General features: G+C 68.9%; 15 protein-coding genes and 6 pseudogenes. 10 read left to right on the top strand and 11 right to left on the bottom strand.

From position 1 onward, the window contains the following. Positions 1 to 58 precede the first annotated feature (58 nt). The 5 pseudogenes from OG953_RS41150 to OG953_RS41130 form a co-directional block, all read left to right on the top strand. Positions 59 to 178, top strand: a pseudogene (locus OG953_RS41150) (IS3 family transposase); the annotation flags it as partial. A gap of 4 nt (positions 179 to 182) precedes the next feature. Continuing rightward, positions 183 to 947, top strand: a pseudogene (locus OG953_RS41145) (transposase); the annotation flags it as partial. Positions 948 to 1,090: 143 nt separating this feature from the next. Next, a pseudogene (locus OG953_RS41140) lies at positions 1,091 to 1,765 on the top strand (IS256 family transposase); the annotation flags it as partial. 134 nt (positions 1,766 to 1,899) lie between these two features. Continuing rightward, positions 1,900 to 2,496, top strand: a pseudogene (locus OG953_RS41135) (transposase domain-containing protein); the annotation flags it as partial. A 117-nt stretch (positions 2,497 to 2,613) separates the two neighbouring features. Next, a pseudogene (locus tag OG953_RS41130) lies at positions 2,614 to 3,468 on the top strand (replication-relaxation family protein); the annotation flags it as partial. A gap of 151 nt (positions 3,469 to 3,619) precedes the next feature. Here OG953_RS41130 and OG953_RS41125 read toward each other — a convergent pair. The 4 genes from OG953_RS41125 to OG953_RS41110 form a co-directional block, all read right to left on the bottom strand. Further along, positions 3,620 to 4,117, bottom strand: coding sequence for a DUF6207 family protein (locus OG953_RS41125; protein ID WP_405691035.1), 498 nt, complete (start codon positions 4,115 to 4,117; stop codon positions 3,620 to 3,622). Positions 4,118 to 4,290: 173 nt separating this feature from the next. Then, complete coding sequence (locus OG953_RS41120; RefSeq protein WP_405691033.1) at positions 4,291 to 4,572, bottom strand: hypothetical protein; 282 nt, start codon at positions 4,570 to 4,572, stop codon at positions 4,291 to 4,293. Between the two features lie 15 nt (positions 4,573 to 4,587). Next, on the bottom strand, positions 4,588 to 5,580 hold the full coding sequence (locus OG953_RS41115) for a hypothetical protein (protein WP_405691031.1): 993 nt from the start codon (positions 5,578 to 5,580) through the stop codon (positions 4,588 to 4,590). Positions 5,581 to 5,756: 176 nt separating this feature from the next. After that, positions 5,757 to 5,957, bottom strand: a complete 201-nt coding sequence (locus OG953_RS41110) for a hypothetical protein (RefSeq protein WP_405691029.1) — start codon at positions 5,955 to 5,957, stop codon at positions 5,757 to 5,759. Positions 5,958 to 6,217: 260 nt separating this feature from the next. Here OG953_RS41110 and OG953_RS41105 point away from each other — a divergent pair, with 260 nt between their 5' ends. Beyond that, on the top strand, positions 6,218 to 7,627 hold the full coding sequence (locus OG953_RS41105) for a JmjC domain-containing protein (RefSeq protein WP_405691027.1): 1,410 nt from the start codon (positions 6,218 to 6,220) through the stop codon (positions 7,625 to 7,627). 81 nt (positions 7,628 to 7,708) lie between these two features. Here the strand turns inward: OG953_RS41105 and OG953_RS41100 are convergent, their stop codons facing one another. Continuing rightward, positions 7,709 to 10,195 carry a prenyltransferase/squalene oxidase repeat-containing protein gene (locus OG953_RS41100; protein ID WP_405691025.1) on the bottom strand — a complete coding sequence of 829 codons (2,487 nt, stop codon included), beginning with the start codon at positions 10,193 to 10,195 and terminating at the stop codon, positions 7,709 to 7,711. Between the two features lie 1,307 nt (positions 10,196 to 11,502). Between OG953_RS41100 and OG953_RS41095 the strand changes: the two genes are divergently transcribed. Further along, positions 11,503 to 13,554, top strand: coding sequence for an alkaline phosphatase family protein (locus OG953_RS41095; RefSeq protein WP_405691023.1), 2,052 nt, complete (start codon positions 11,503 to 11,505; stop codon positions 13,552 to 13,554). Positions 13,555 to 14,190: 636 nt separating this feature from the next. On the opposite strand, the gene OG953_RS41090 is transcribed toward OG953_RS41095, so the two are convergent. Next, positions 14,191 to 15,369, bottom strand: a complete 1,179-nt coding sequence (locus OG953_RS41090) for an IS701 family transposase (RefSeq protein WP_405691021.1) — start codon at positions 15,367 to 15,369, stop codon at positions 14,191 to 14,193. 141 nt (positions 15,370 to 15,510) lie between these two features. Here OG953_RS41090 and OG953_RS41085 point away from each other — a divergent pair. Next, positions 15,511 to 16,526 (top strand): annotated as a pseudogene (locus OG953_RS41085) (IS5 family transposase). An 84-nt stretch (positions 16,527 to 16,610) separates the two neighbouring features. Here the strand turns inward: OG953_RS41085 and OG953_RS41080 are convergent. Continuing rightward, entirely contained in the window at positions 16,611 to 17,444 is an 834-nt protein-coding gene (locus OG953_RS41080; RefSeq protein ID WP_405691019.1) for an endonuclease/exonuclease/phosphatase family protein, read from the bottom strand. 378 nt (positions 17,445 to 17,822) lie between these two features. Here OG953_RS41080 and OG953_RS41075 point away from each other — a divergent pair, with 378 nt between their 5' ends. Further along, the gene (locus OG953_RS41075) at positions 17,823 to 18,887 is read left to right on the top strand and encodes an IS110 family transposase (RefSeq protein ID WP_405691018.1); all 1,065 of its coding nucleotides are present in this window, start codon (positions 17,823 to 17,825) and stop codon (positions 18,885 to 18,887) included. A gap of 4 nt (positions 18,888 to 18,891) precedes the next feature. Here OG953_RS41075 and OG953_RS41070 read toward each other — a convergent pair whose 3' ends face one another. From OG953_RS41070 to OG953_RS41060, 3 genes are all read right to left on the bottom strand, one after another. Continuing rightward, positions 18,892 to 19,164: a hypothetical protein gene (locus OG953_RS41070; protein ID WP_405691016.1), complete on the bottom strand. Its 273-nt coding sequence runs from the start codon at positions 19,162 to 19,164 to the stop codon at positions 18,892 to 18,894. A gap of 67 nt (positions 19,165 to 19,231) precedes the next feature. Further along, positions 19,232 to 19,678: a hypothetical protein gene (locus OG953_RS41065; protein ID WP_405691014.1), complete on the bottom strand. Its 447-nt coding sequence runs from the start codon at positions 19,676 to 19,678 to the stop codon at positions 19,232 to 19,234. Between the two features lie 674 nt (positions 19,679 to 20,352). Then, positions 20,353 to 20,553, bottom strand: coding sequence for a hypothetical protein (locus OG953_RS41060; protein ID WP_405691012.1), 201 nt, complete (start codon positions 20,551 to 20,553; stop codon positions 20,353 to 20,355). Positions 20,554 to 20,893: 340 nt separating this feature from the next. Here OG953_RS41060 and OG953_RS41055 point away from each other — a divergent pair, with 340 nt between their 5' ends. Beyond that, positions 20,894 to 21,256: a peptidase inhibitor family I36 protein gene (locus tag OG953_RS41055; RefSeq protein WP_405691010.1), complete on the top strand. Its 363-nt coding sequence runs from the start codon at positions 20,894 to 20,896 to the stop codon at positions 21,254 to 21,256. A 231-nt stretch (positions 21,257 to 21,487) separates the two neighbouring features. On the opposite strand, the gene ltrA is transcribed toward OG953_RS41055, so the two are convergent. Continuing rightward, positions 21,488 to 22,852 (bottom strand): group II intron reverse transcriptase/maturase, encoded by a 1,365-nt coding sequence (gene ltrA, locus OG953_RS41050; protein ID WP_405691008.1) that lies wholly within the window; start codon positions 22,850 to 22,852, stop codon positions 21,488 to 21,490. Positions 22,853 to 23,346 lie beyond the last annotated feature (494 nt).

Genomic DNA, 23,346 nt, shown 5'->3' with positions numbered 1-23,346 from the left:
CCAACCAACCCACTCGGACCCGGATCATTCGGACGATCCGCCACTTTGCCGAAGCCCTGTCGAGTTGGCCACAGCCGAGTGGGTCGACTGGTACAACCACAGCCGACTCCACGGTGAGATAGGCCACGTCCCGCCCGTCGAATACGAAACCGTCCACTACCAACAGCAGCAAAATCCGCAGGGCCGCCGTCAACCCGCCCCGGCCCGGCGGCGTCCGCGAGCAGACCACCCGCGAACGCCGGCACAAAGTCCACGCCCTCCTCGACTCCGGCGTCGGCCTGCTCGACTGCTCCCGCAGACTGAACCTCGCCCTGAACACCGTCAAGCGCTACGCCCGCATCCCCGAACCGCCCACGGATCGCATCGCCCCCCGCTACGGGTCCACCCTGGTCGACCCCTACCGCGACCACCTGCGCCGGCGCCGGTCCGACAACCCGGCTGTTCCCGTCACGCACCTCCTGCACGAGATCAGGGAACTGGGCTATACCGGCAGCGCCAACCTGCTGGTCCGCTACCTCAATCAGGGCCGCGCCGAAGGCGACCGTCCTGTGACGACCCCCCGCCGCCTCGCCCGGCTCCTGCTCACCCACCCCGAGCACCTGTGGACCAGAGACACCGACCTGCTCGGCCTCCTCACCGCAGCGTGCCCGGAGATGACCGCACTCGCCCGGCTCACCGGCGAGTTCGCCGCGCTCCTGGCCCCGGCCCAGGCCAACGACGACAAGCTCACCCAGTGGATCGCCACGGTCCGCACCGCCGGCCTGCCCCACCTGCACAGCTTCTGCAACGGCCTCGAACTCGACCGCGCCGCCGTGAACGCCGGCCTCACCCTGCCCCACCACAACGGCCGGACAGAAGGCGTCAATACCCGAACCAAGAAGATCACGCGGCAGATGCACGGCCGAGCAGGATTCGACCTCCTCCGTCACCGCATCCTCCTGCAATAAGGAGAACGCACCGTCACCACCGACTACGGAACAGAGCCAAACGATCGGTGTAACTCCTGCATCAAGGAAGATGCATCGATGACCAGTGAGAACGTGACGAGGCTGAGTCCGTCGAGCCGTCCGAGGCGGCTCCGTCGAAGTCTGTGGACGACCGGTTGATTGACGAGCTGGTGGGCCGGGCTCAGGCCGAGGGCTTGCAGCTGACCGGTGAGGGCGGGCTGCTGCAGCAGCTGACGAAGCGGCTGCTGGAGTCGGCTCTCGAGGGCGAGATCACCGACCATCTCGGCTATGACAAGCACGATCCAGCAGGAAAGAACGGCGGCAACTCGCGGGACGGCACCCGGGCCAAGACGGTGCTGACCGACGTCGGCCCGGTCGAGATAGTCGTGCCGCGCGACCGGGAAGGCAGTTTTGAGCCGCGGATTGTCAAGAAGCGGCAGAAGCGTCTGTCCGGCGTGGACGAGATGGTCATCTCGCTCGCGGCGAAGGGCCTGACGACCGGCGAGGTCCAGGCCCACCTCGCGAAGGTCTCGTGCGCCGACGTGTCCCGCCAGACGATCTCCACGATCACCGACAAGGTCCTCGAGGGCATGGCCGAGTGGCAGAACCGGCCCCTCGACCCTGTCTATCCCGTGGTCTTCATTGACGCCATCCACGTGAAGATCCGCGACGGCGCGGTAGCCAACAGGCCCATATATGTGGCCTTGGCGGTCACGACCGAGGGTCGGCGGGACATCCTCGGGCTGTGGGCCGGCGACGGCGGCGAGGGTGCCAAGCACTGGATGCACATCCTCACCGAGATCAAGAACCGCGGTGTCGACGCAATGCTGCGTCGTTAAGCCGACCCGACGGCCGTCAAAGCGGACGTGTCCGCGTGTTGCGCGGACATGGGAACGGGACCTCGGGTAGAGCAGGGGATCGACCAAGATCTACCTGCTGTGAAGAGGTCCCGTTGCCTGACCAGTGTGCCATCGCCATGCCCAAATCCCCCGGCGCCGGGCGCGCGTCCGTCTTCGATCCGGGACACTTGGATGAGCTGACCCGATACCTTCCCGTCGAGCTCGTTGACGAGGTCCTGGAGGAAACCCGTACGCTCCAGAGGCGCTTGCGACTGCTTCCCTCCCGGGTCGGGGTGTACTTCGTGCTCGCCCTGGCACTCTTCCCATCGGTGGGCTATCTACGGGTCTGGGGCAAACTGACGGCCGGATTCCGGGAGGACGGTCCGCTTCGGCCCAGCGAAAGGGCCCTTCGTGATCTGCGCCGCCGACTGGGTCCGGCGCCGCTGAAGGCCCTGTTCGAGATGGTTGCCGGCCCGATCGGGCAGCCCACGACAGTGGGGGTCTGCTACCGCTCCTGGCGGACCGTCGCCTTCGACGGGTGCAGCGCAGTGAAGGTCCCCGATCACGAGCGGAACCGGGCCTGGCTCGGGAAGGTCCGGACGCGCCTGGGGTGGGCTGGTTACCCCACGCTTCGGCTGATGGCACTGTGCGAGACCGGGACGCGTGGCCTGATCGGTGCGGTGTTCGGCCCGATCAGCCAGTATGAGACAAGGCGTCACCGTACGGTCACTTGCCTGGCCCGAGCGCCGCACCCGCCTGACGATCACGGCTGGGTAACGTCGCCCGGCGGAATGTCACACCGTCGACTTCCAGCACACCTCTAGCAAATGAGGGCGGGATTCTGTCCGGAGTCCCGCGCCATCTGCGTGAGGAGCCTCGTCATGACGTACACCAGCAGCGCCCGGCAGCCCGAACAAGAGCCGCGCTCCACCTGGTCATGGGGTACTGAGCGCTCCTCGGACGGCCCGGAAAGAAGTGCCGCGTCCAGTGCCGCGAACGATTCCAATGTCGTGCCCATCACCGCAGCTCACACCGCCCGCCAGGGGGCCTCTCGGGACGCCGACCCTCGGGACGCCGACACCTCTCTCCCTTTCCTTGTGGAGTCAGCGAAGGGGAAGAGGTCCACTCCCACGGCCGGGAAGGTGCGGGCTGACGCGCTGCGGATGCTGGGGTGCGTGCGGATAGCGACGGTGCGGCAGATGGCTCAGGTGATCACGGCGGAGGATGCGGACGGCCGGTCGTACGTGCGCAGGGCGATGAAGAAGCTGGCGGAGCTGGGGCTGGCGGAGACGAACGGCAAGGGCGGTCAGCACCCGATCTGGAACCTGACGGTGGCGGGGCAGAAGGCCCTGGCCGAAGGCAACGAGCTGCCGTCCCGCCCGAAGTCCGGCACCGGAGCGAAGGCGGTCAAGGCCGGGTTCGGTCCGCACGGCGTCGCGGTGACGGACACGATCCTCGCCTACGGCGGGCGTGAGCATCTGACCGACTGGCAGGTGGAGGTCAACCACGCCATCCGGGAGATCGGCCTGAGTTTCAACGCTGACGCGGTCTTGGCCCTGCCGACGAAAACCAGCGAGGTCCGCCTCTTCGAGCTCGACAACGGGACGATGACCCAGGCCCGCCTCGCCAAAGAGGTCTGGGACTACGAGCGCTACGCCGGGCACCGGGTCTGGGAGGGAGCACGCGGCACCAACGGCAGCACGTACCCGTTCTGGCAGCGCCACCGCTACACCCGCAGCGAGCGATTCCCGACGCTGCACGTCGTCCTGGCAGGCAAGGCGGAACATCTGCTCGACAACCGCCGCCAGGCACTCGCCGCCGATGTCCACGGCATCACCATCGCAGTCTGGGTGAACACCCTGCCCCGGCTCCAGCGCGGCGAGCCCTGGTACGAGATCGGCGTCGACGACCCGGACCGGCGCCGCGCACGCTACCCCGAACCGGTCGGCCGCTGACCGCCCAACGCAGCGGCGGCTCACCCAGGCTGTGGGGCGGCGTCGGCCTGGGTGTTGCCCGCGCTGGACACCGCGCCTGGGCCGATGGCGAAAGAGGAACGATGCGCTGAGACCGCGCGTAGCCGCCGCGACGATCGTGGCCCGTCCGGCATCGGCCGGCCGCATCTACTCCGTGGTGGCACGGCGTCGGATGTCCGCGTACACCCGCGCCCTCACCCCCGCCTCTCCTGGAGCCTGCCACACCGGAGTAGATGCCGGAGGTGGCCCACCACCGCTGCAGGCTGTCCATCACCGCACGGATGGTGTTCTCGTCAGCGGCGGTGACGTCCAGGACCACGAGGCCCGGCTCGGTGATGTGCTGCTCGTCGATACGCATGCCGCCGATGACGACGCGCGCGGCGGCCCGGTTCGCCGATGGCCGCGCGACCGCCCGGACGGGTGACAGCCGTAGTCACGCTGCTCTCCGCAGGTCGCCGGGGTGTCACCGGGCCCATAGACAGAGAAGGTGCAGTCGGCGGTCTGTGACAGGACGACCTGGGCTGCTGCCCCTCACGCCGGGGCCCGCGCCACCCCCGGAGGGTGCGGGCCCCAGCGACATCCGGCGGAGAGCCGACGGTAATGCCAGGCCCGAAGGGCGAAGACGAGTACGCCCACGTCCGGCGCCTGGGCATCGTCACCGACTCCGAGCATCAGGCGGTGGAGCTCGCCCGCGCCCGGGTCCTCGCGATGCTTGAGGAGCGGGGGCGGGCCGTTTGTGGACGCCGACTGGTGGGCGGCCTGGGACTGGGATGCCGCCTGGCCGCCGCCGAACCTTCCCCTGGGGCGGATCACGTCTGGGTGCCAGATTCAGTCGGCGAGGGCGTTGTGGAGGGCTCGCACGGCGGGCTCGCGGTGGTGTTGAGCGGGGATGGACTGGTACTGGTCCGTGGCGCGGGCATGGATGAGGCCGGTGCGGTAGCCGGCCGGGAGGACGGCCAGAGCGGCGGCGGCGCGGCGGCACGCCTGCTCGGTGTCGCCGTCGTGGTGGGCGCAGGCTGCGCCGTCGATCGTCAGCAGGGTGCGGGTCATGCTGCTGGTCGGGGCGGACAGTTCGAGCGCGTGGTCCTGACTTTCGCGGGCCCGCCCGGTGTCGCCCAGGGCGGTGAGCGCGTGGGAGAGGTGGACGTGGTGCTTCTGCTCGCAGTGCCCGAACCAGGTGTCGGCCCGCTGCTCGCCGCTGAGCCGTTCCGTCAGCCGGTCGGCGTCGGCCAGTGCATCGTGGGCCTGGTCGGGTTGGTGGGAGAGGGCGTAGGCGCGGGCGGCGACGGCGGCCGCCAGGGTCGCGGCGGCGGTCGGCGAGGTCCCGGCGACGCGGCGGGCCTGTTCGGCCAGGCCCGCCGCGGCCTTGGGTGAGCCGTAGTTCAGCCCCACCATCGCCTCGCGGGCCATCACCCAGGCGTGCAGCTGCCGGTCGCCGGATTCACCGGCGGCGTGGGCGGCGGTGGCGAACCAGGCGCGGGCCTCGCGTCGGCTGCCGAGGTCGTGGAGCACGATCGCGGTCATGCCCGCCATCTGCCCGGCGGTGCGGCACAGCCTCACCCGGGTGGCGACCGGCTGCGGGGCGTCCAGCAGTGGGCGGATGTCGGCGAAGTCGGTGACCAGGTCGGCCAGGACCCGGGCGGGGGCCTGGCCGTGGTAGCCGTAGCCGTAGCTTTCAGCGGCGGCTTCCAGGTCGGACAGGTCGGCCGGGTGGGCGGCGAGGGTCTGGTCGAAGGAGGTGCGGGTGTCGGTCAGGGCGGCGAGCGCCGCACCGGTCAGGCCGGCGGCCAGCGCGCCGCGCAGCAGTTCGCGGCGCTTCATGGGGTCGTCTCCATCAGGGGGCTCCGTGCTGGGGGCGATGGCGGTGTCTTCCCAGGGTCGCGCAGCAAGCCCCAGAAGGGCACCGGGAATCCGAAGACCGTCCGCGATCCGCTCCACCGTGTCGAAGCCGGTCACCGCAGCGTCACCTCGGGCCACTTTGCTGACCCGCTCGGCTTTCATTCCGCGATTCGGTTGAAACTGACCCGCGCCCCGTTGGCCATGGAGAAGATGACGGAGAAGTCCCGGATTTTCAGGGCCCGCAGGAACGCCGGGTCGGCCAGCAGCCGGCGGGGCAGCTGTGCCGGTGACGGCGGTAGGTCCACGGTGTCCCCCCGGCTGCCGTGCGGTGACGACTCGTCACCCATGACGGTACCCACCGTGGGGGCCCCTTGATGGGGTTATCGCCCGTCGTTCCGCTCGGTTCACTGACTGGTGTCCGGTCCATTCCCGGTCCGCGCCGGGTCTCCCCGGCGTGGCCCACCCCTCACAGAGGAGGACAGTGATGTCGACTCCTACCCCGCCCCCGGCCGGTGGCCTGCTGCGGTCCCGGCGCCTGATCACCACCGCTCGCGGTCGCAACACCCTGATGGGTGACTGCGGCGGCACCGGCAACGACTGATCCGGAGCCGAAGACGCGATGACGAACCTGTCGATCGCGGAGCGCCTGGGCGAGGACTTCCTCGCCCAGGCGCTGCACCGCGACTACCGCCATGTCTCCAAAGCTGTCGAGGTCGCCGGGCTGATGACCTGGGACGACCTGGACCGCATCCTGGCCCAGCACCGGCTGACCCCGCCCCGGCTGCGGCTGGCCCGCGGCGGGCAGACGCTGCCACTGTCCGACTACGCCACACCGGTTTCTACCCGCCGCCACACCGTGTGGCACCGCCTCCAGCCCGCCGGCCTGCACCCACTGCTGGCCGACGGCGCCTCCCTGGCTCCGGACTGCGCCGACCAGTTCCACCGGCCCCTGGCCCGGCTCGCCGAGGACCTGGAGCGCATGTTCCGGACCGACGTGAGGGCGAACGTGTACGCCTCCTGGACGCCCACCGAAGGGTTCGGCGTCCACTGGGACGATCACGCGGTCCTGGTCGTGCAACTGGACGGCGCCAAGCGCTGGCGGCTGTTCGGGCAGACCCGCCCGGCCCCGCTGTACCGGGACACCGAACTGCCGCCCGAACCACCGGCGGAACCGCTGGCCGACCTGGTGCTGCACCCGGGAGACCTGCTGTACGTGCCACGCGGCTGGTGGCACTCGGTCAGCGCCGACCAGGGCGGCCCCAGCCTGCACGCCACGTTCAGCTTCGAACCCCACACCCCCGTCAACCTGCCCGACTGGCTCGCCGAACAGCTCATCTCCCGAGAGGAATTCCGCACCGACCTGCCCCTGCTCGGCACCCCCGAAGCACAGGCCGCCACCCTGCGCGGGCTGCGCAAGCTGCTCCTGGCCGAGCTGGACGACCCGCAGCTGCTGGCCCGCTACACCACCGCGATGGACGGCCGGTCGGTGGGACGGCTGGCCCCGAGCCTGCCGTACGTGGGCGGCGTCCCGGCCGACCCGGGCCTGCGGGTCCGGATGACCACCGCCCGCGCCGTGCTCACCACGACCGGCGACACTGTGCTGCTGGCCGCCGCCGGCAGCGAGTACGAGTTCGCCCCGCGGCGGAACCGGTCCTCCGGCCGCTGGTCGACGGCCAGGTCCTCACACTGGCCGACCTCGCGGCCGCCGACCTGGACATCGCCGACATCGCCGCCCTGGTCGGCGAGCTGGTCGACGGCCAGGCCGCCGCCGTCAGCAACCTGCTTTAGACCGACCAGCTGCGCGACCGGTAGTTCCCTCACCGGACGTGGCGCCGGATTCCCGCCTGGCGGGACACGCACCACGTCGGCGACTCGCCGGGCGGAAGAGCCGGCGGAGGCCGGCCCGCACACCGCGGAGACGATCGGCTGCCCGGCACTCCTGGTCCGGGGCCCTCTGCAGCCCGCCCAGAAGCGGATGGCGCTGGTCCCTCCCGACTGCCTCGGACTGGTGCCAACGATGGCGCGGTAGGCGGCACTCCTGGCGCCACCTCAGCGACGGCGGGTTCGATGCTCGGCGGTACGCGGTTGATAAATTCGCGGTGGAGCACCACTACTCCAGCTCCTTCGCGGTGACGAAGCGATATGCATGGGCCTGTTCCTTCGGCGGTGGTGTCCCTCCCGCGCCGGATTCACTGCGGGCAGGCCGGGGCTGCTGGATCCGGGTGAGGGTGGCGAGGGCGTGGAGGTCGGCGACGACGGGGTAGTCGAAGGGCAGGGGGCGCGGGCCCGTCTGGTCGGGCGGGGCGGGGAAGCGGCCGGTGTCGTCCTGGCGGGAGATCAGGTGGGCAGTCGCGGCGGCGGTGACGTGGGGCGGGCCGTAGCGGGCGAGGACGGGGATGGCCTGGGCGGTGGACAGCGTGTCGCTGGCGTGGTCGGGTGTGCGGCCCCAGCTTCCGTCCGGTTTCTGAGTGGCCGTCAGCCGTGCCACGGCGCGAGCGACCGCGGCGGCGGCCCGCGTGGGGTTGAAGTCGGAGGTGTGGCTGGCGGCATCCAGGGCGTCGACGGCGCGCAGGATGACGCTGGACTCGCTCAGCGTCCAGCTCCGGTCCCAGGTGCCGTCGGGGCGCTGGGTGTCGAGGATGAAGCGAGTGGCGGCGGTGACATGCCGCACGTAGGCGGCGTGCGGGGCCAGAGCGAGGACGGCGCCCGCGGTCATGTCGAGGTCGGGGTCGTCGCCTTCCCGCCAGGTAGGCAATCCGCCCTCGGGGCCGGCTTTCGCGGCGAGATAGGCGGCGCCCCGGGTGAGGTGGGCGCGGTAGCGGTGCGGGTCGAGGGCGTGGAGGAACTCCATACAGCGGGCGGCGGTGTCGACGTCGGTCTGGCGGATACCACTGGCAAAGGGCCAGCCGCCGTCAGGAGCTTGCCAGGAGGCGACGAATGTGCCCATCCGTACCGCGTAGGGACGCAGGGCGGGCCGGCTGAGGAAGGCGAGGCCGCCCACGGCGGACAGCCATACGTCCTGGCTGTCGAGGAACGGCATCCCGCCGCCGCTGTCGCGGGCCAGCAGCAGGCCGGTCACGGCCCGGCCGACCACGGGGTGGCCTGGCCGGCAGGACTGCAGGGCGTTGAGTGCGAGAAGGTGGGTGGCGGCGCTGGCCTCCCACAGCAGTCGTCCACTCCCGTCCTCCAGTACATCGGCAAGCTGGAAACGTTCACTGCTTGAGACCGCGTGCGGATGGTCGGTCGCCTGGGCGTAGACGATGCGTACGGCCAGGAGGTTGGCCAGGGTGAAGGTGGACAGCGCGCCAGCAAAAGCCACGGGCGGGATGTCCTCGGCGTTCAGCCCCAGGCCTCCGAGCACGTGCAGTACGGCATGGAGCATGCTGCGCTTGAGCCGGCCCCGGCCGCCCGTTGAGGACACGAGGTGGTCGGCGAAGGGGGCTGCCGCGTCGGCGGCGTCGGCCGGCAGGACCTGGGGGCGCAGGACGGCGTCGATGAGCAGGGCATCGAGCGGGTCGGCGCCGGCGCGTCGCTCTCCGAGCCAGCACGTCAGTTCACGCTGCTCTTCCGGGTGGGTGCGGTGCGCGCGGAGCAGAGCGAGGAGCAGCGTCGTCTCAAGAACCCGGCCCGCGCACCGGTCAGGCAACGCCCCGTCCGGCGCCACCGCCAGTGCCAGTCGGCGTTCCAGCCGGACGGCGGCGCTCTCCACCGGGTCCTCCGCGAGTTCGCCCGGTGCACGTTGTACGGGGAGCGTGGCGCGGTAGCGCCGGCTCTCGTACTGCCAGGCCACCGCCCCGTACAGGAACGTACGCACACGGTCGATCCGCGAACGGACGTCCCCGGCATGCGGATTCGAATCAGCGAGCCGCCCCGCAGCCGGCTCGAAATCGTCCAGCCTCTCCTCGACCATCGCGCGGGTGATCGCCGCCGCCTCACCCCGCCCGACGCCCCGCTCCCGCACCAGCGCATCGACCAGACCTACCTCACCGGCCTGCTCCGCCCCGGCATCGAACAGGTCGTTCGTCCAGGCCACGACATCAGCACAGACATCGTGGAATGCCTCCGCCTGCGGCCACGCATCCAGGAGACGCTCGGACACCAGCAGCAGCGGGGCCACCGTGATCGTGCGCCGACGCACCCCGATGTACTCCTGCACCGAGGGCATGTACCGCTCCTCCCGCCACCGCGCCTCCTCGCAGGTCGCCTCCGCGAAGAACGCGTACGAGGCCGCGAACCGCGCACACCACCCCGGCGCCGTCCCCACGACGGTGCGCCGCCACAGGTCCTCAAGAGCAGCCACCGCGGGCGTCCTGACCGCCGCCCCGGTGCCCGTCCCCTTGAGTACCTCGACCAGAGGATCGAGCACGGCCCGCACCTCGGACACCGGGGCGTACTCGCCGCCGCGGTCGAAGCCGTCGTCGACCAGCGTGATGAACGCTCCCCAGCAGGCCAGCAGTTCCAGCTCCGCCGACGAGGCCGAAGGCGCCACGAAACCCGCCATCCGACCGTGCCCCATCCCTGCCAGACGCCGCGCCTGCGCCGCATCCCCGACCAGGCCCCACCGCTCCGCCCACGACCGCGCCCCGAGCTCGGCCACCTGCCACCGGGTACTGCACACCCCCGGCCCCGCTGGACCGCCGCCCCCGCGCACCACGGGCGAGACCCTTTCGTCCGCGCCGAGGAAGGGACGCGACCCGTTGCACAGATGCTCATTCATGGACTGCCCAACGCAGACCCGGCTCTTTGGTAATGCCAACACGCAGACCCACGCCCGTCGTCCGGACGAACTCGGCACCGACGCAGGAGCGAGAGCAGCCACGTGGGAGCCGAACGGCGCCTGGTCCGCACAACGGGTTGCGTAACGGTGGTGCTGACGAGTCGCGCAACGGGTTGCGCAACGAGGCGCCCAACAGGTTGCCGGGGCCCGGAGCGGGCAGCGGTATTCGGGCAGGTCACACCCCTGAGTCAGCACCGCCCCGGCGGCGACACCTCGCTCTGCAGGAGAGAGGTCCCTCCTCCGCCCCTCCCGGGCAGAGGCGTGATCGTGCCGCTGCGCCGCGTCGGTGGTCGCTGGTTCAGACCGGTGCCGCCTCCGGTGCCGGACGAAGGGAGGCGAGCGGTGAGCGCCGGCCTTTCTCGACCGCGCGCAGCTGCTTCCAGCCGACCTCGGTCCGTGCGACGGGCAGGGCGTCGATGTCGGCGGTGCGGCTTGTGCTGCTTGTGACGTCCCATCATGTGCCTCGCAGAAGTGGCCCCGGTACACGGGCCGGACGGTCCGTTGAACCCCTTCCGGCCGGACGGGCACGCCAATCGGTTGGTGTTCACCCACCCGGACGCGAGGCGGCGACGCTCGTGTGTCGCTCTTCCGGGGCCTGGTGTCTGCGAACGTTCCCGGCGGTGTCGTGGGCCTGAGGTCTGGAAGTGGGAGAAGGACCTACTGGTCGGCACGTTCGACCTGTGGCTGTGCAACGACCCGGACCGCCCCCACACCTGGCTCGTTGTCACCGTCGGCCTGTAGAGCGAATCTCAGCTTTTCGACGAAGAGCCCGCAGCGCGCCTCGGTCACTTCGGCTTCCCCCCGCACCACCCGCTGCTGTTCCTGCCCGCCGCACCTCCTCCTTCGTCCGGACGCCGTGGGGCGGCCGGACCAGCGCGGAGGCCACGTTGACGCGCAACACGAGCACCGGGCTGCCCGATCCCCCGGCGGGCCGACTGACCAGCCCTGCGTGGCTGTGTTGGAGAGAAGTTCACTGACCGTTACCGGGGCAGATGCAGCGTACATCTACGCTCCTGGTTGCCATGAATGGACGCGAAAGCACAACGCATGCACCACTGTTTGCGTTTCCGGTGGTCTTGGCCGCGATGTCGGCCCGTGTGCTGTCGCACTAACAAGGAAGCACCAGCATGCGCATACCGCGCCCAAGCATCCGTGGCCTGATGGCCTCGGCCCTGCTGGCATGCATCGCCCTTCCCGGTACCGTCTCTGCGGCCGCGGCGACCCCGGACGCCGGGTCTTCGGACGCCAAGTCTTCGGTTGTCGTGGGATCCACCGCGGTTCCCAAGCCGGACCACGTGGTCATGGTGATGATGGAGAACAAGGGCTACGACGACATCCTCCGGAACCCGTCCACCAGGCCTGAGGACCAAATGCCGTACATCAAGTCCCTGGAGGCCCAGGGTGCGTCGTTCACCAATTCGTACGGTGTCACGCACCCGAGCCTGCCCAACTACTACGCGCTGCTGTCCGCCTCGGACATCGTGAAGACCAGCGACTGGCCGGCCCCGCAGTCCGTCGACACCGACAACCTCCCCAACCAGCTGACCACCCACGGGTACAGCTTCGCAAACTACGCCAACCAGGGCCTCCCCACCCAGTGGCTCCGCTACAAGAACATCCCGGGCGTACCGGGCAACCTGAACCCGATGGACAAGCGGCAGGAGGAGTTCCCGACCACGCCGGACGGGTTCGCCAAGCTGCCCACCGTCTCCTTCTACGTGGGCAACGGCCAGCAGAGCATGCACGACGGCTCCCTCGCGCAGGGTGACGCCTTCGTCAAGAACACCTTCGACTCGTACATCCAGTGGGCCAAGACGCACAACAGCCTGTTCGTGCTGACCTGGGACGAGGACGACTTCACCCCCGCCAACCACATCCCGACGATCATGGTCGGGCCGATGGCCAGGGCCGGCGAGTACGACCAGAAGATCAACCACTACAACGTCCTGCGCACGCTGCTGGACATGTACGGCCTGGACCACATCAACCACACGGCCGACGCGGACATCTCCACGATCACCGACGTGTGGGACACGTCCAAGACCGCGCGCCTGCGCGGCATGGCCGGACGCTGCCTGGAGAACCACCAGACCAACCCGGCGGAGCCGGGCGCGCTCGGCCTGTGGCACTGCGAAGCCGCCGCCAACCAGCAGTGGATCAGGCACGCGGACGGCACGATCCGCCAGTCCGACAAGTGCCTGACCGCCACCTCCACCGCGAACGGGACCGGGACCGGACTCGCCGACTGCGACGGCACCCCCGCGCAGACCTGGCAGCCCAAGGCCGACGGTTCCCTGCTCAACCCGGCATCCGACCACTGCCTGACCGTCCCCGGCTCCGACATCGCCAACGGAACCCCCGCGGAACTCCGGAACTGCGACGGCAAGCTCCACCAAAGGTGGGAAGTGCCCGGCTTCATGGGGGTGCACCACTCGCTCACGGTCGACACGCCCCCGGTCTTCAGGCCCGGCTCCGCCGTCACCGTGACGACCACCTACACCAACGACAGCAGCCCGGCAGCGCTTTCGGACGCCTCCGTCAGCCTCACCGTGCCCAGCGGCTGGACGGCCGAGGCCACCTCGCCCACCACGTTCACCACGGTCAAGCCCGACCAGTCGGTGAAGACCACCTGGGCGGTCACCGCCCCCTCGGACGCAAAGCCCAGTGCCTACACACTGTCCGCACAGGCCACCTACAAGAACGCCAAGAGCACCGACAAGGGCACCGGCACCACGTTCCACCCGGCGATAGTCCCCCAAAAGCAGATGCGGGTGGTCGAGGTCGACAGCGAGGAGACCGTCGGGGAGGACGGCCGCGCAGCGAATGTCCTGGACGGTAACCCGGCCACCTTCTGGCACACCCGCTGGTCGGGAGGAGCCGACCCGCTGCCTCACCACATCGTGCTCGACCTCGGTGAAGAGCTCGAGGCCACCGGCCTGCGTTACCTGCCCCGCCATCAGAGCGCCAACGGCCGGATAGCCGGATACGAGGTCTGGGTGAGCACGGACCGCACCGCGTGGACCAAGGTAACCACCGGGACCTTCGCGAACACCACGGTCGAGCAGACCATCACTCTGAACGGCACGCCGGCCCGCTACCTCAAGCTCGTCGCCACGTCCTCTCACGCTGGACCGTATACTACGGCCGCCGAGCTGAACGTCACCCGAGCAGTGCGCTGACCACCTGGAGGGGCCGCCCCGCCGCACGCGGCGGGGCGGCCCCTCCGACGATCTCAGGTCATTCCTCGGCGGTTGGAGTCCGTACGGTCCCAACGGCTACTGACTCGGCCTCCCGACCAGAGCCGCGCTCGCTGATCTGCTTGTCGAACCAACGCGCGTGCATCCATGATCCCAGCCCCCAGCGTGATGGTTCCGGCGGCAGTACACGGCCCGTTGACGGGCAGCCCCGAGCGAGCCGCGGCAGGGGCATGCGCTCCATCCTCCACGCTGCCTTCGCGGTGTCACTCGCCCGCCGAAACGCAGCTCACGACCTGATCCACACGGGTTTCGTCGTACTCGAAACGCCTCACCTACCGTCGGCCCGAAGACCCGGACGAAGAACGACCCGAGCTGATGACCCGTGATGTCGTCGAGAACTTCTACCGGGACCTCCTCGACAACCCACCGGGCCAGGTCATCGTGATTGAAAACTCCACGCTGCCGGAGAGCATTAGTACTGCAACCGCATCTGGAGAATGTGGCCTCGGCGTTTGTAGTGGGAGCGGCGGGCTCGTGCCTGGCTGCGTCGTCGGAAGCGTGACCAGTGCAGATAGTGCTCGTTGCTGTGGCAGTGGCGCGTGACGACGACGTGGCCCATCAACCGGCGGATCTCCGGGACGCTGAGGGGTATGAGGTCCTGCTCGTCATCGAGAGTGCCCCTTTTGCGGCTTCTGCGGCGCGGACGGCAGTCAGGTAGGCGAGGGCGGCCATGGCCAGGGTGATATGGCGGTACCAGGCCCGGTAGAGCCGCACCTGGTAGTGGTCCAGACCGCACTCTCCCTTCGCGGTCTGGAAGCACTCCTCCACCGCCCACCTCGCAGCAGCCACTTTGACCAGGTCTTTCAGTCGGGAGGCGACCGGGCCGTAGCAGACGTAGTAGGCGATCTCGCTCGGGTCGCTGACGCTGCGTCGAGCCAGTACCCAGTGCCCGAAACCGTTCTCCCAGTACGGGCGGATCGCGACACGCGCCCAGTCGTAAATCCGCTCACCGTGCGCGCCGGCCCCGCCGGAGATCCGTTTCCACCGCTGGCGGGGCAGCGCGGCGACCAGCTGGTCCACCCGCGCGTCCGCCCCGCGCGCGGCGATCACGGTGTCGTTGACCTTCGTGGCCAGCACGTGCGCGACCCGACGTTCCTCCAGCCACACTCGCAGGTGCTTGACCTGCCCGTAATCCTCGTCAGCGGTGACCCACGCGAACGGGACACCCGCGTCGATGGCGCGTTGCAGCATCCACTTGAAGTGCTCGTTCTTGGTCGCGAAGGGAACTCCGTCATCGATCCCGGCCGCGCGGCAGCGCTCACGGTCATCCGTCCAGGAGACAGGGATGTAGAGCTCGCGGTCGATCAACGCCCGCCCCCTGGAGGAGGCGTAGGCCAGGAATGTTCCGATCTGGCTGTTCTCCGTGCGGCCGGCCGTGCCGGTGTACTGACGCTGGACGCCGGCGGACTTGGTGCCCTTCTTCAGGAAGCCGGTGTCGTCGCCGATCAGCACCGCATCCTTGGCACCGATGGTCTCCACGACGAAGTCCCGCACATCGTCGCGGACCGCGTTCTCGTCCCAGTCGGAGTGGTTGAGCAGCCGCTGGACGCCGTCGGGGCGCAACTGCCCGACCTGCTCCGACAGCGTCCACCCGTTCTTTTTCTCAAGCGGCGCGAGCAACCCGTTCAGGTAGTCCGACGCCCGCTCGCGGGGCTCCGACCTGCCGAAACGATGGGCGAACCGGGCATGGAACCCGGCTATCCCCTCGGACCACGACTCGACCTGCTCAACCGTCAACGATTCATCGCACAGTCGGAACAACGAGCCAATCCGGCACCTGTCACGGCAGATGCGGTTGCAGTACTAGGGCCTGTTCTCGGTTGTGATCAAAGTCGGGTTTTGGCCCCGTGCGGGTTGGCGGCCTGGTAGGACGTTCGTGTGACGCGTGCGCAACTGACTGACCAGGAATGGACGTTCATCGAGCCCTACCTGCCGATTGGCAGGTTCGGCCCGTACCCCGAGCGGCTGCGTGAGCAGTTCGAGGGGGTGATCTGGCGGTTCCGGACCGGCAGTCAGTGGCGTGAGATGCCCGAGCGGTTCGGTGCCTGGCAGACCGTCTACCAGCGGTTCGCCCGGTGGCGGGACGCGGGCGTCTTCCAGGCCCTGCTGGAAGGTGTGATCGCCGAGGCCGCGCGACGGGGTGAAGTCGACATGTCCCTGGTCAGCGTGGACTCCACCACCGCGCGGGCTCACCAGGACGCGGCCGGTGTGCACCTCGACGACGAGGTCATGGCCGCTCTGGAGGAAGCGGCCCTCGAACAGGAGGAGCCGGTCCGGCAAAAAGGGGAACACCCGAGGAACAGAACGGGCAGACCAGCGAAGGCGACCCCGCCCGGGCCGAGCGCCGGCGCGTCCGACGACAGCGCAAGGCCCGGCTGGGGGCCGCCCTGCTCGGCAGATCCCGCGGCGGGCTGACCAGCAAAATCCACCTCGCCGCGGACCGGCGCTGCCGCCCGATGGCACTTGTCCTGACCGCCGGACAGGCCGCCGACAGCCCTCAGTTCGTCCCTAACTTGAACAAGGTGCGGGTCCGACTCCCGGTCGGCCGTCCCCGTACCCGGCCCGACGCAGTCGCCGCCGACAAGGCCTACTCCTCCCGCGCCAACCGCGCCCACCTGCGCAAACGCCGCATCAAGGCAGTCATCCCGGAGAAGAAGGACCAGGCCGCGAACCGTAGGAACAAGGGCAGCCGGGGCGGTCGCCCCGTCACCCACGACACGGATCTCTACCGCGACCGCAATACCGTCGAGCGCGCCATCAACAAGCTGAAGACCTGGCGCGGCATCGCCACCCGGTACGACAAAACTCCTGAGAGCTACCTCGCCGGAGTCCACCTTCGCGCCACAACGATCTGGATCGCCAGCCTATTGATCACAACCAAGAACAGAACCTAGCCCGGCCGACGTGCCACGCACGCTCGAAGCGACCCCGCACTCCCGTGAAGCCCGGGGTCGGCTCGAACCCGACTGGAAGCCTCGTCAGGGCGCGACGACCACCCGGCTGATCACCGGGAGGTGGTCCGAAGCCGTGGGGTCCGTGTGCAGGACGCGGGTGACCACCGGCTTGACGTCGTCGGTGGTGTAGATGTCGTCGATCCGCTCGGTCGGGCCCTCAGCGGGAATGGTCATCCCGTCCCCGTGACCGGCCTTGGTCCACGCGTCGGTGTAACTGGTCTGCAACGGCTGGGACTCGGGCGCGGTCGGCACGGCGTTGAAGTCGCCAACCAGGATCGCCGGCTCGGTGTTGCCTATGCGGTCGACGATCTGCGGGGTCTGCTGCAGGCGGTCGGTCTGCGAACTGGCGGCCAGGTGGGTGCAGTAGAAGTGCACGGCCTTGCCGCGGACGTCGAGCGTGGCGTGCAGCAGCCCGCGCTGCTCCTGGCCGGGCGACTTGTACAGCCAGGTGTTGTCCGACTCGGTGATCGGGTAACGGGACAGGATCGCGGTGCCGTACTGGATCCGGTGGCCACCGGGCGCTGGCGGCTCGTTGTCGATGTTGGCGCCGAACACCACGTGATAGCCCAGCATCGCGGCCAGCTCGGCAGGCTGGTCGGCCCAATTGCTGCGGCCAGAATAATGGTTGTCGAGCTCCTGCAGCCCGACCACGTCGGCGCCGCTCCTGCGGACGACGTCAGCGATCCGCTGGAGGTCGAGCACGTCGTCGGTGCCCTGGGCGTGGTGGATGTTGAACGTCATCACGTCCAGCACCCGGGCGCCTCGGCCCTCGGACTCGGTGGCGGCCGAGGCGTGGCCGATCCCGGTGGCGGTGAGCGCGACGACAGCGGCGAGTACGGACAGTGTGCGACGCAGCACGACGGATCCTCCTGAAGGCGGTTCTGGAAACGATCAAGATCGTCGCCGCGTTCCCTGGCGGGCAGATGGCCTGCAGATGAAGACCGGCGCCCATCCTGATGTCGGGGCCGGACGCCCGGCAACCGGGACCCGGCGTGGCCAACTGGGCGGGCGAGAGGCCGGGGCGCCCGTCGCGCGGGTACCAGTCAGCGAATTCCTCGTCGCACCACAGCCCGTCCAGCCGGTCTCTCACCCACATCGCCGTCGTACCGCCCGGGTTGCTCGCGATCGTGACCTCATAGGAGCTTGACCGAAGCGGTCTCATCACAGTCGTGTCCGTCCGCCGGGCCGGTGCGCGCGAGCCCATTCCCTGCGCGCGGAAGGAACAACCCGGCCACCATGGCACAGCCCATCGAGGTGATCGGCGGGATCGACACCCACACTGACTTCCACCAGGCCGCCGTCATCGACACCATCGGCCGGCACCTGGCCACCGAGGCGTTCCCCACCACGCCCGCAGGCTACCGGCGCCTGCTGGAGTGGCTGCGCTCGCACGGCCAAGTACTGGTCGTAGGCATGGAGGGCACCGGCTCATTCGGAGCCGAACTCGCCCGTTACCTGCACGCCAACCAGGTCAGCGTCATCGAGGTGGACCGACCTGACCGGCGGGCTCGCCGCGCGGCAGGCAAATCCGATCCCGTTGATGCCTACGCCGCCGCCACCGCGGTGTTCTCCGGCCGTGCCAAGGGCACCCCGAAGCACCGCGACGGCTCGGTGGAGGCAATCCGCGGCCTGCGCGTGGTACGCGCCAGCGCCGTCAAGGCCCGTACCCAGACCATCAACCAGATCAAATCACTGATCATCACCGCACCCGCTGCGGTGCGTGAAGCGCTGCGCTCGCTGACCACCACCGAGTTGATCCGGCGGCTGGCCGCCAGCCGTCCCGGCGCCGATCTGACCGACCCGGCCGCAGCCGTCAAACTCGCGCTCAAGCGTTTGGCCAAGCGCTACCGGCACCTGAGCGAAGAGATAGCAGACGCGGACGCCGATCTGCACGTTCTGATCGCCCGCACTGCCCCCGGCCTGCTCGCGCTGCCAGGCGTTGGGACCGAGACCGCCGGGCAGTTGCTGGTCACCGCCGGGGACAACCCCGACAGGCTCGTCCCGGAGGCATCCTTCGCCCACCTGTGCGCTGCCGCACCTGTGCCAGCCTCTTCCGGGCGCACCGACCGCCATCGACTCAACCGTGGTGGTGACCGCCAGGCCAACCGAGCGCTGCACACAATCGTGCTGGTCCGCATGCGTCACGACCGACGCACACGTGACTACGTCGCACGACGCACTCTCAAAGGGCTCAAGACGAAGGACATCTTCAGATGCCTCAAGCGCTTCGTCGCGCGAGAGGTCTACCGCCACGTCACGAGCACGTTCAGCAGCGCACCATCGACGTCCCCAGCGACTTGACGATCTATAGGAGCTTCAGAGTCAAGCTGAGGCGACCCGGCCAGCATGCATTGAGGCGCCGGCGGGCAAACTCGACGCGGCGCTGGGCGCTGGATCGTGCGGGCGGATTGTCGGGGTCGATCAGGGCGGCGAGATCGCCCCAGCTCATCCCGCCGTCGCGGAGCTGGACGAGAAGGGCATCGGCGCGGGCAATGTCCTCACGGATGTGGGCGAGGAGTCGGGCGGCGGCCTCGGGGATCCGCCGGACCACCCCGGCCGCCGTCGCCGTGTACGTCATCGACGCCACCCGTACGTCACCGACATGACGTACGCGGCGACGACCAGGAGCACGGCGCCAAGTGCACTCACGACCCGACGGTGTATTCCGCGACGCCCAGCGCCTCAGTGATGAGTCTCCGCTCGTCGTTCGAGGGGGGCCGGGTCGAGTCCCACTCGTTGCGCGGGTCGAACCCGAACAGGACCACCGGGCCACGGGTCTCGGGTGCGGCCTCGACCGGGAACCCGGCGACGCGCGCAAGCACCGCCGCGGCGTAGGGATTCGGCGCGTACACGTCGCGGAGGACCAACGCGCAGTCGGACGTGGCGACCCTCAGACGCGCATCGTCGTTCAGGAACGCGCGCCCGATCCCGTGCGGCCCGAGCTCATCCTCAGCGATGCCGATCCTGTCGCCCCACCCGGCGCGACCGTCGGGATGGACCAGGACATAGACGGGCGGGCGGGTGTTCGTGCTCTGAGTCGTCACGGGCAGCCATGGCGCCCCGTACTCCGGGGTCGGTGCAGATGAGTTCATGCGCCCAGCGCAGCACACCCGGACACCCGGCCGCATGCGTGTCACCGACCCGTCACCAACACGGGCAACGCGAGACCGGTGCCGGTCGCGGCGAGCAGCTGCTCACGCGAAAAGGCCGGCGGAATCAGTGGGCCGCGAACGCGCGCCCGGCCGACCGCTACGAGGCGACCGTGCTGGTCTCAGTCCTCAACGAGTGGCTGTGACTGAAGAAGGTTGGTACGGGCGCACGCAACGGAAACTCCCGGTTGTCCGTTGCCCGATCGCCCGTCTTTGCAGCACCGGGATTGCAGCCGAGACGGACGATACCTGAGCCCGCCACCACACCTACCTCACCCCGCCGGAGGTGCCGGCCCCGCGCGCCGAGTAGCCGCCGCCCCTAGAGATCACCGAGCCTGCCGCCCCCGATGCCCCGGCCGCCGACTCCGATCCGGATCCCGATCCGGATCCCGATCCGGAGCTGGCTGAACCGCGGCCGAACCGCACGGCAGGCGGGGCGACATCAGCGGGCCAGGCCGAGACACGCGACCACAAGTGCCCCGCCGGCGATGGCGACCATGAGCGGGGTCGCGAGGGACGGATGCTGGTGTGCGACGTAGAGGAGACCGCCCCTCACCAGGAGGGCGCCCGGAATCCGGGGTGTGCGGCGGTTTATCGGATCGTTTGGAAGCCGCAGGTCAGCATCGGTTTTTGATCTGTTGCCGACGGGCCTTCTTGGGGGCGAGGGAGCCGGACTCGTAGTACGAGACGAGCGGCACCGCCACGTCCACGAGCAGCGGCTTCATGCTCTCCAGCCGGGCCTTGCACGGCGAGAACGGAACGGGGACGCCCCGAACTCCGGCAACGGAGGCGGCGACAGCGGCGGCCGGGCTGCTCATGACGGGTTCCTCCCGTATCGGCGGCTCCCGCTCTCGATACGTACAGACTCCCGGCCGGGCCCCGGTGCGCGGCAGAGCCGGTTGTGCTCACCTCCGTATGACGAATGTCAGTTTCCGCGGGTGACACGCGGTTAGGTGAGGTGTTCGAGAAAGAAAATTGCGCACGAATTTGGACCACGAACAGTGATTGAATCGCCAACGTATTCTTCGCACGCTCATCCTAATCGAGGAAGATCACTGATGACCCGACGGATGGGTAATATATCGCCATGCTGCCCCGTGCAAGAAGAATCCCTTGCGGTCGGGTGGTGCGGCGAATGGCGAAAGGAATCGGAATCCCGTGAGGAAAACCATGCTGGCCGGAATTATCGCCGGGGTGTGCGTAACAGCGACCACGGTCGTTGCTGGTGCGACGCAGGCGATGGCCAACCCCAACGACTGCCCTAAGAACTACGTATGCGTATGGGGCGACAGCAACTACGAGGGGCGCTTCGTCTTCGCGCCGGGAACCAGCCGGGAAAAAGTCGGTGATCGGATGAATGATCTGACAACTGCCCTGTGGAATCGCACGGGTTCCACGATCTGTTTCTACGACGACACGGGCTACGGCGGTTCTCTCCTCGCGAGGGTGGGGCCGGGCGAGTCACGCCCCAACGTCGGACGGACCGCGAACGACAGGATCAGCTCCTGGCGAGCCTGCTGACGCGTAACCCCTCACTCCCCTGAATCGGGAGTGGTTTGTATATCTTCCCTGCGCGAGAAACTGCCTCGCAGGCGCTGGAAAGGGCGCAAACCTCTCCCGACGCGGGGCTGTCCGTGCCTGCGGTTACTTGAGTAGGGTCGGGGACTGGCGCGGTGGCTAATGCTCCGTTTCCAGTCCCCGCCGCTTCAAACCGTGCATGCAGTTCTCCCGCACACGGCTTTCCGACATCGTTCACCGACTGGCATGCACAGTCGCCCTGCGTACGTTTCCGGTGAGGCGGTAGACCCCGAGCCGCGTGATCCACTCGTAGGTATAACGAGTGACCCAGTTCCGACCCGCTCGGCCGTGTTTCCGGCTGGTGAGGATCGCCAGCCGTTCGTGGACATAGCCGTCGACCGCGTTGAACTTCCGCCCAGAATTCCCGTTGCGAAAGTACGCGGCCCAGCCCCGCAGGACCGGGTTGAGGTCGGCAACCACAGCGGACACCGGCCGCTCGGTCTTTGAACGGCCCGTGGCTGCGCGGATCTTCTCCCGCAGCACGCGGATCGCTCTGCCCGAAGGCCAGCGCTGCAAGTAGAACCTGCCCCGCCACCTCCACGACTCAACTTTCCGGTGGTGGAATCCGAGGAAATCAAAGCCCTGCCCACCTCGGGTGAGGCAAGCGATGCCGGACTTCTCCGGGTGCAATCGCATCCCGAGTTGTCCGAGCACCCACGCCGCCAATTCCCGGGCCTGTTCTGCCCGTTGTCTGGTCGGCGACAGGACAACGAAGTCGTCGCAGTACCTCACCAGCACTCCCAGCCGGTGGCCTTCGACCCGCCACGCCTCGTCGAGGACATGCAGCGCGATGTTCGCCAGCAATGGGGAGATCGGTGAGCCCTGCGAGGTTCCCGCCCCCTTCGGGGAAGTCACCCCGCCCTCCAAGACTCCCATTCGCAGCCAGGCCCGGATCAGTTTCAGCATCGGCCGGTCCACCACATGCCGGGCCACCTGGACCATCAGCGCGTCGTGATCGATCGTGCCGAAACAGTCCCGGATGTCGGCCTCGAAGACCCACTCCCGCCGCTGGTTCGCGGCGACGCGCACGGATTCGCACGCGTCGATCGCGGACCGTTTGGGCCGGAATCCGTAGCTCGCCTCGGTGAACTGGGCCTCGAAGACTGGTTCCAGGACCAGTTTCGCGGCCGTCATCACCACCCGATCCGCCACGGTGGGAATCGAGAGCGGCCGGAACTCCCCCGGCCGCCCCGGCTTGGGAATCTGGACCCGCCGCAACACTGACGGACGATACGTATACGTCCGCAGCTTCTCCGCCAGGTCCTGGAGGAATGCATCCACCCCCGAGGCCGCCACCACGTCGACGGTCATGCCGTCCACGCCAGGGGCTCCTCGGTTCGTGCACACACCGGCCCACGCCCGCCGAAGAACGTCCATGCGGTGGACATGGCTATACAGGGCATGAAACCGGCGTTCGGGTTCTTGCTTGGCACAGCGGTAGAGCGTCCGCTGCAAGGCTCGGACCTTGTCCAAAGGACGGCCGCCCGGTCTTGCGGCGCCTTCCTCCCGGCGGATGGAACTAGCCGATACGGCACTCATCCGGGTCCCTCCTTGTTCGCGAATCGCACCGATGAAGCAGGGGCCCTTCGCTCCCAGCGGGTTGTGTTGTCCCGCCGATCATCACTACTACGACCCCCTCCGACTGCCTCTCGGCAGCCCGCCATTTCCCGGTTCTGCCGGTTATAGGCAGGCCACGCTTCCCGGGCCGCGAACCCGGGGCCGAGGAGGCTCTCTCCAGTTCCCAGAACAACCTTCCGACCATTCCACACCCCTTACGCCGGGAGGTTCTTCGGCGACCGCTCCAGGTCCGAGATCGCCTTCCGTGGCCTTCGCCAAACAAGCACAGGCTCGGCTCCTCCTTGGCCCGCCCGCGGGCGGGGGTTAAATGACGACGCTGCAGGCTTCACTTCATGTTGCGGACTGGTCGGTTGCACGCCCCCGAAGGGCGCTTGTCACTCCACTTCGACGCCACCATTTCGGGTGACGCCGGGAGTCAGCTACCGGGGACCCTGGCGTCTCCCCGGACCGGACTC

Source organism: Streptomyces sp. NBC_00057 (assembly GCF_045041165.1).
Lineage (GTDB): Bacteria > Actinomycetota > Actinomycetes > Streptomycetales > Streptomycetaceae > Streptomyces.
The sequence above is the reverse complement of the archived record's forward strand: the minus strand, read 5'-3'. Positions and strand labels throughout refer to the sequence as shown.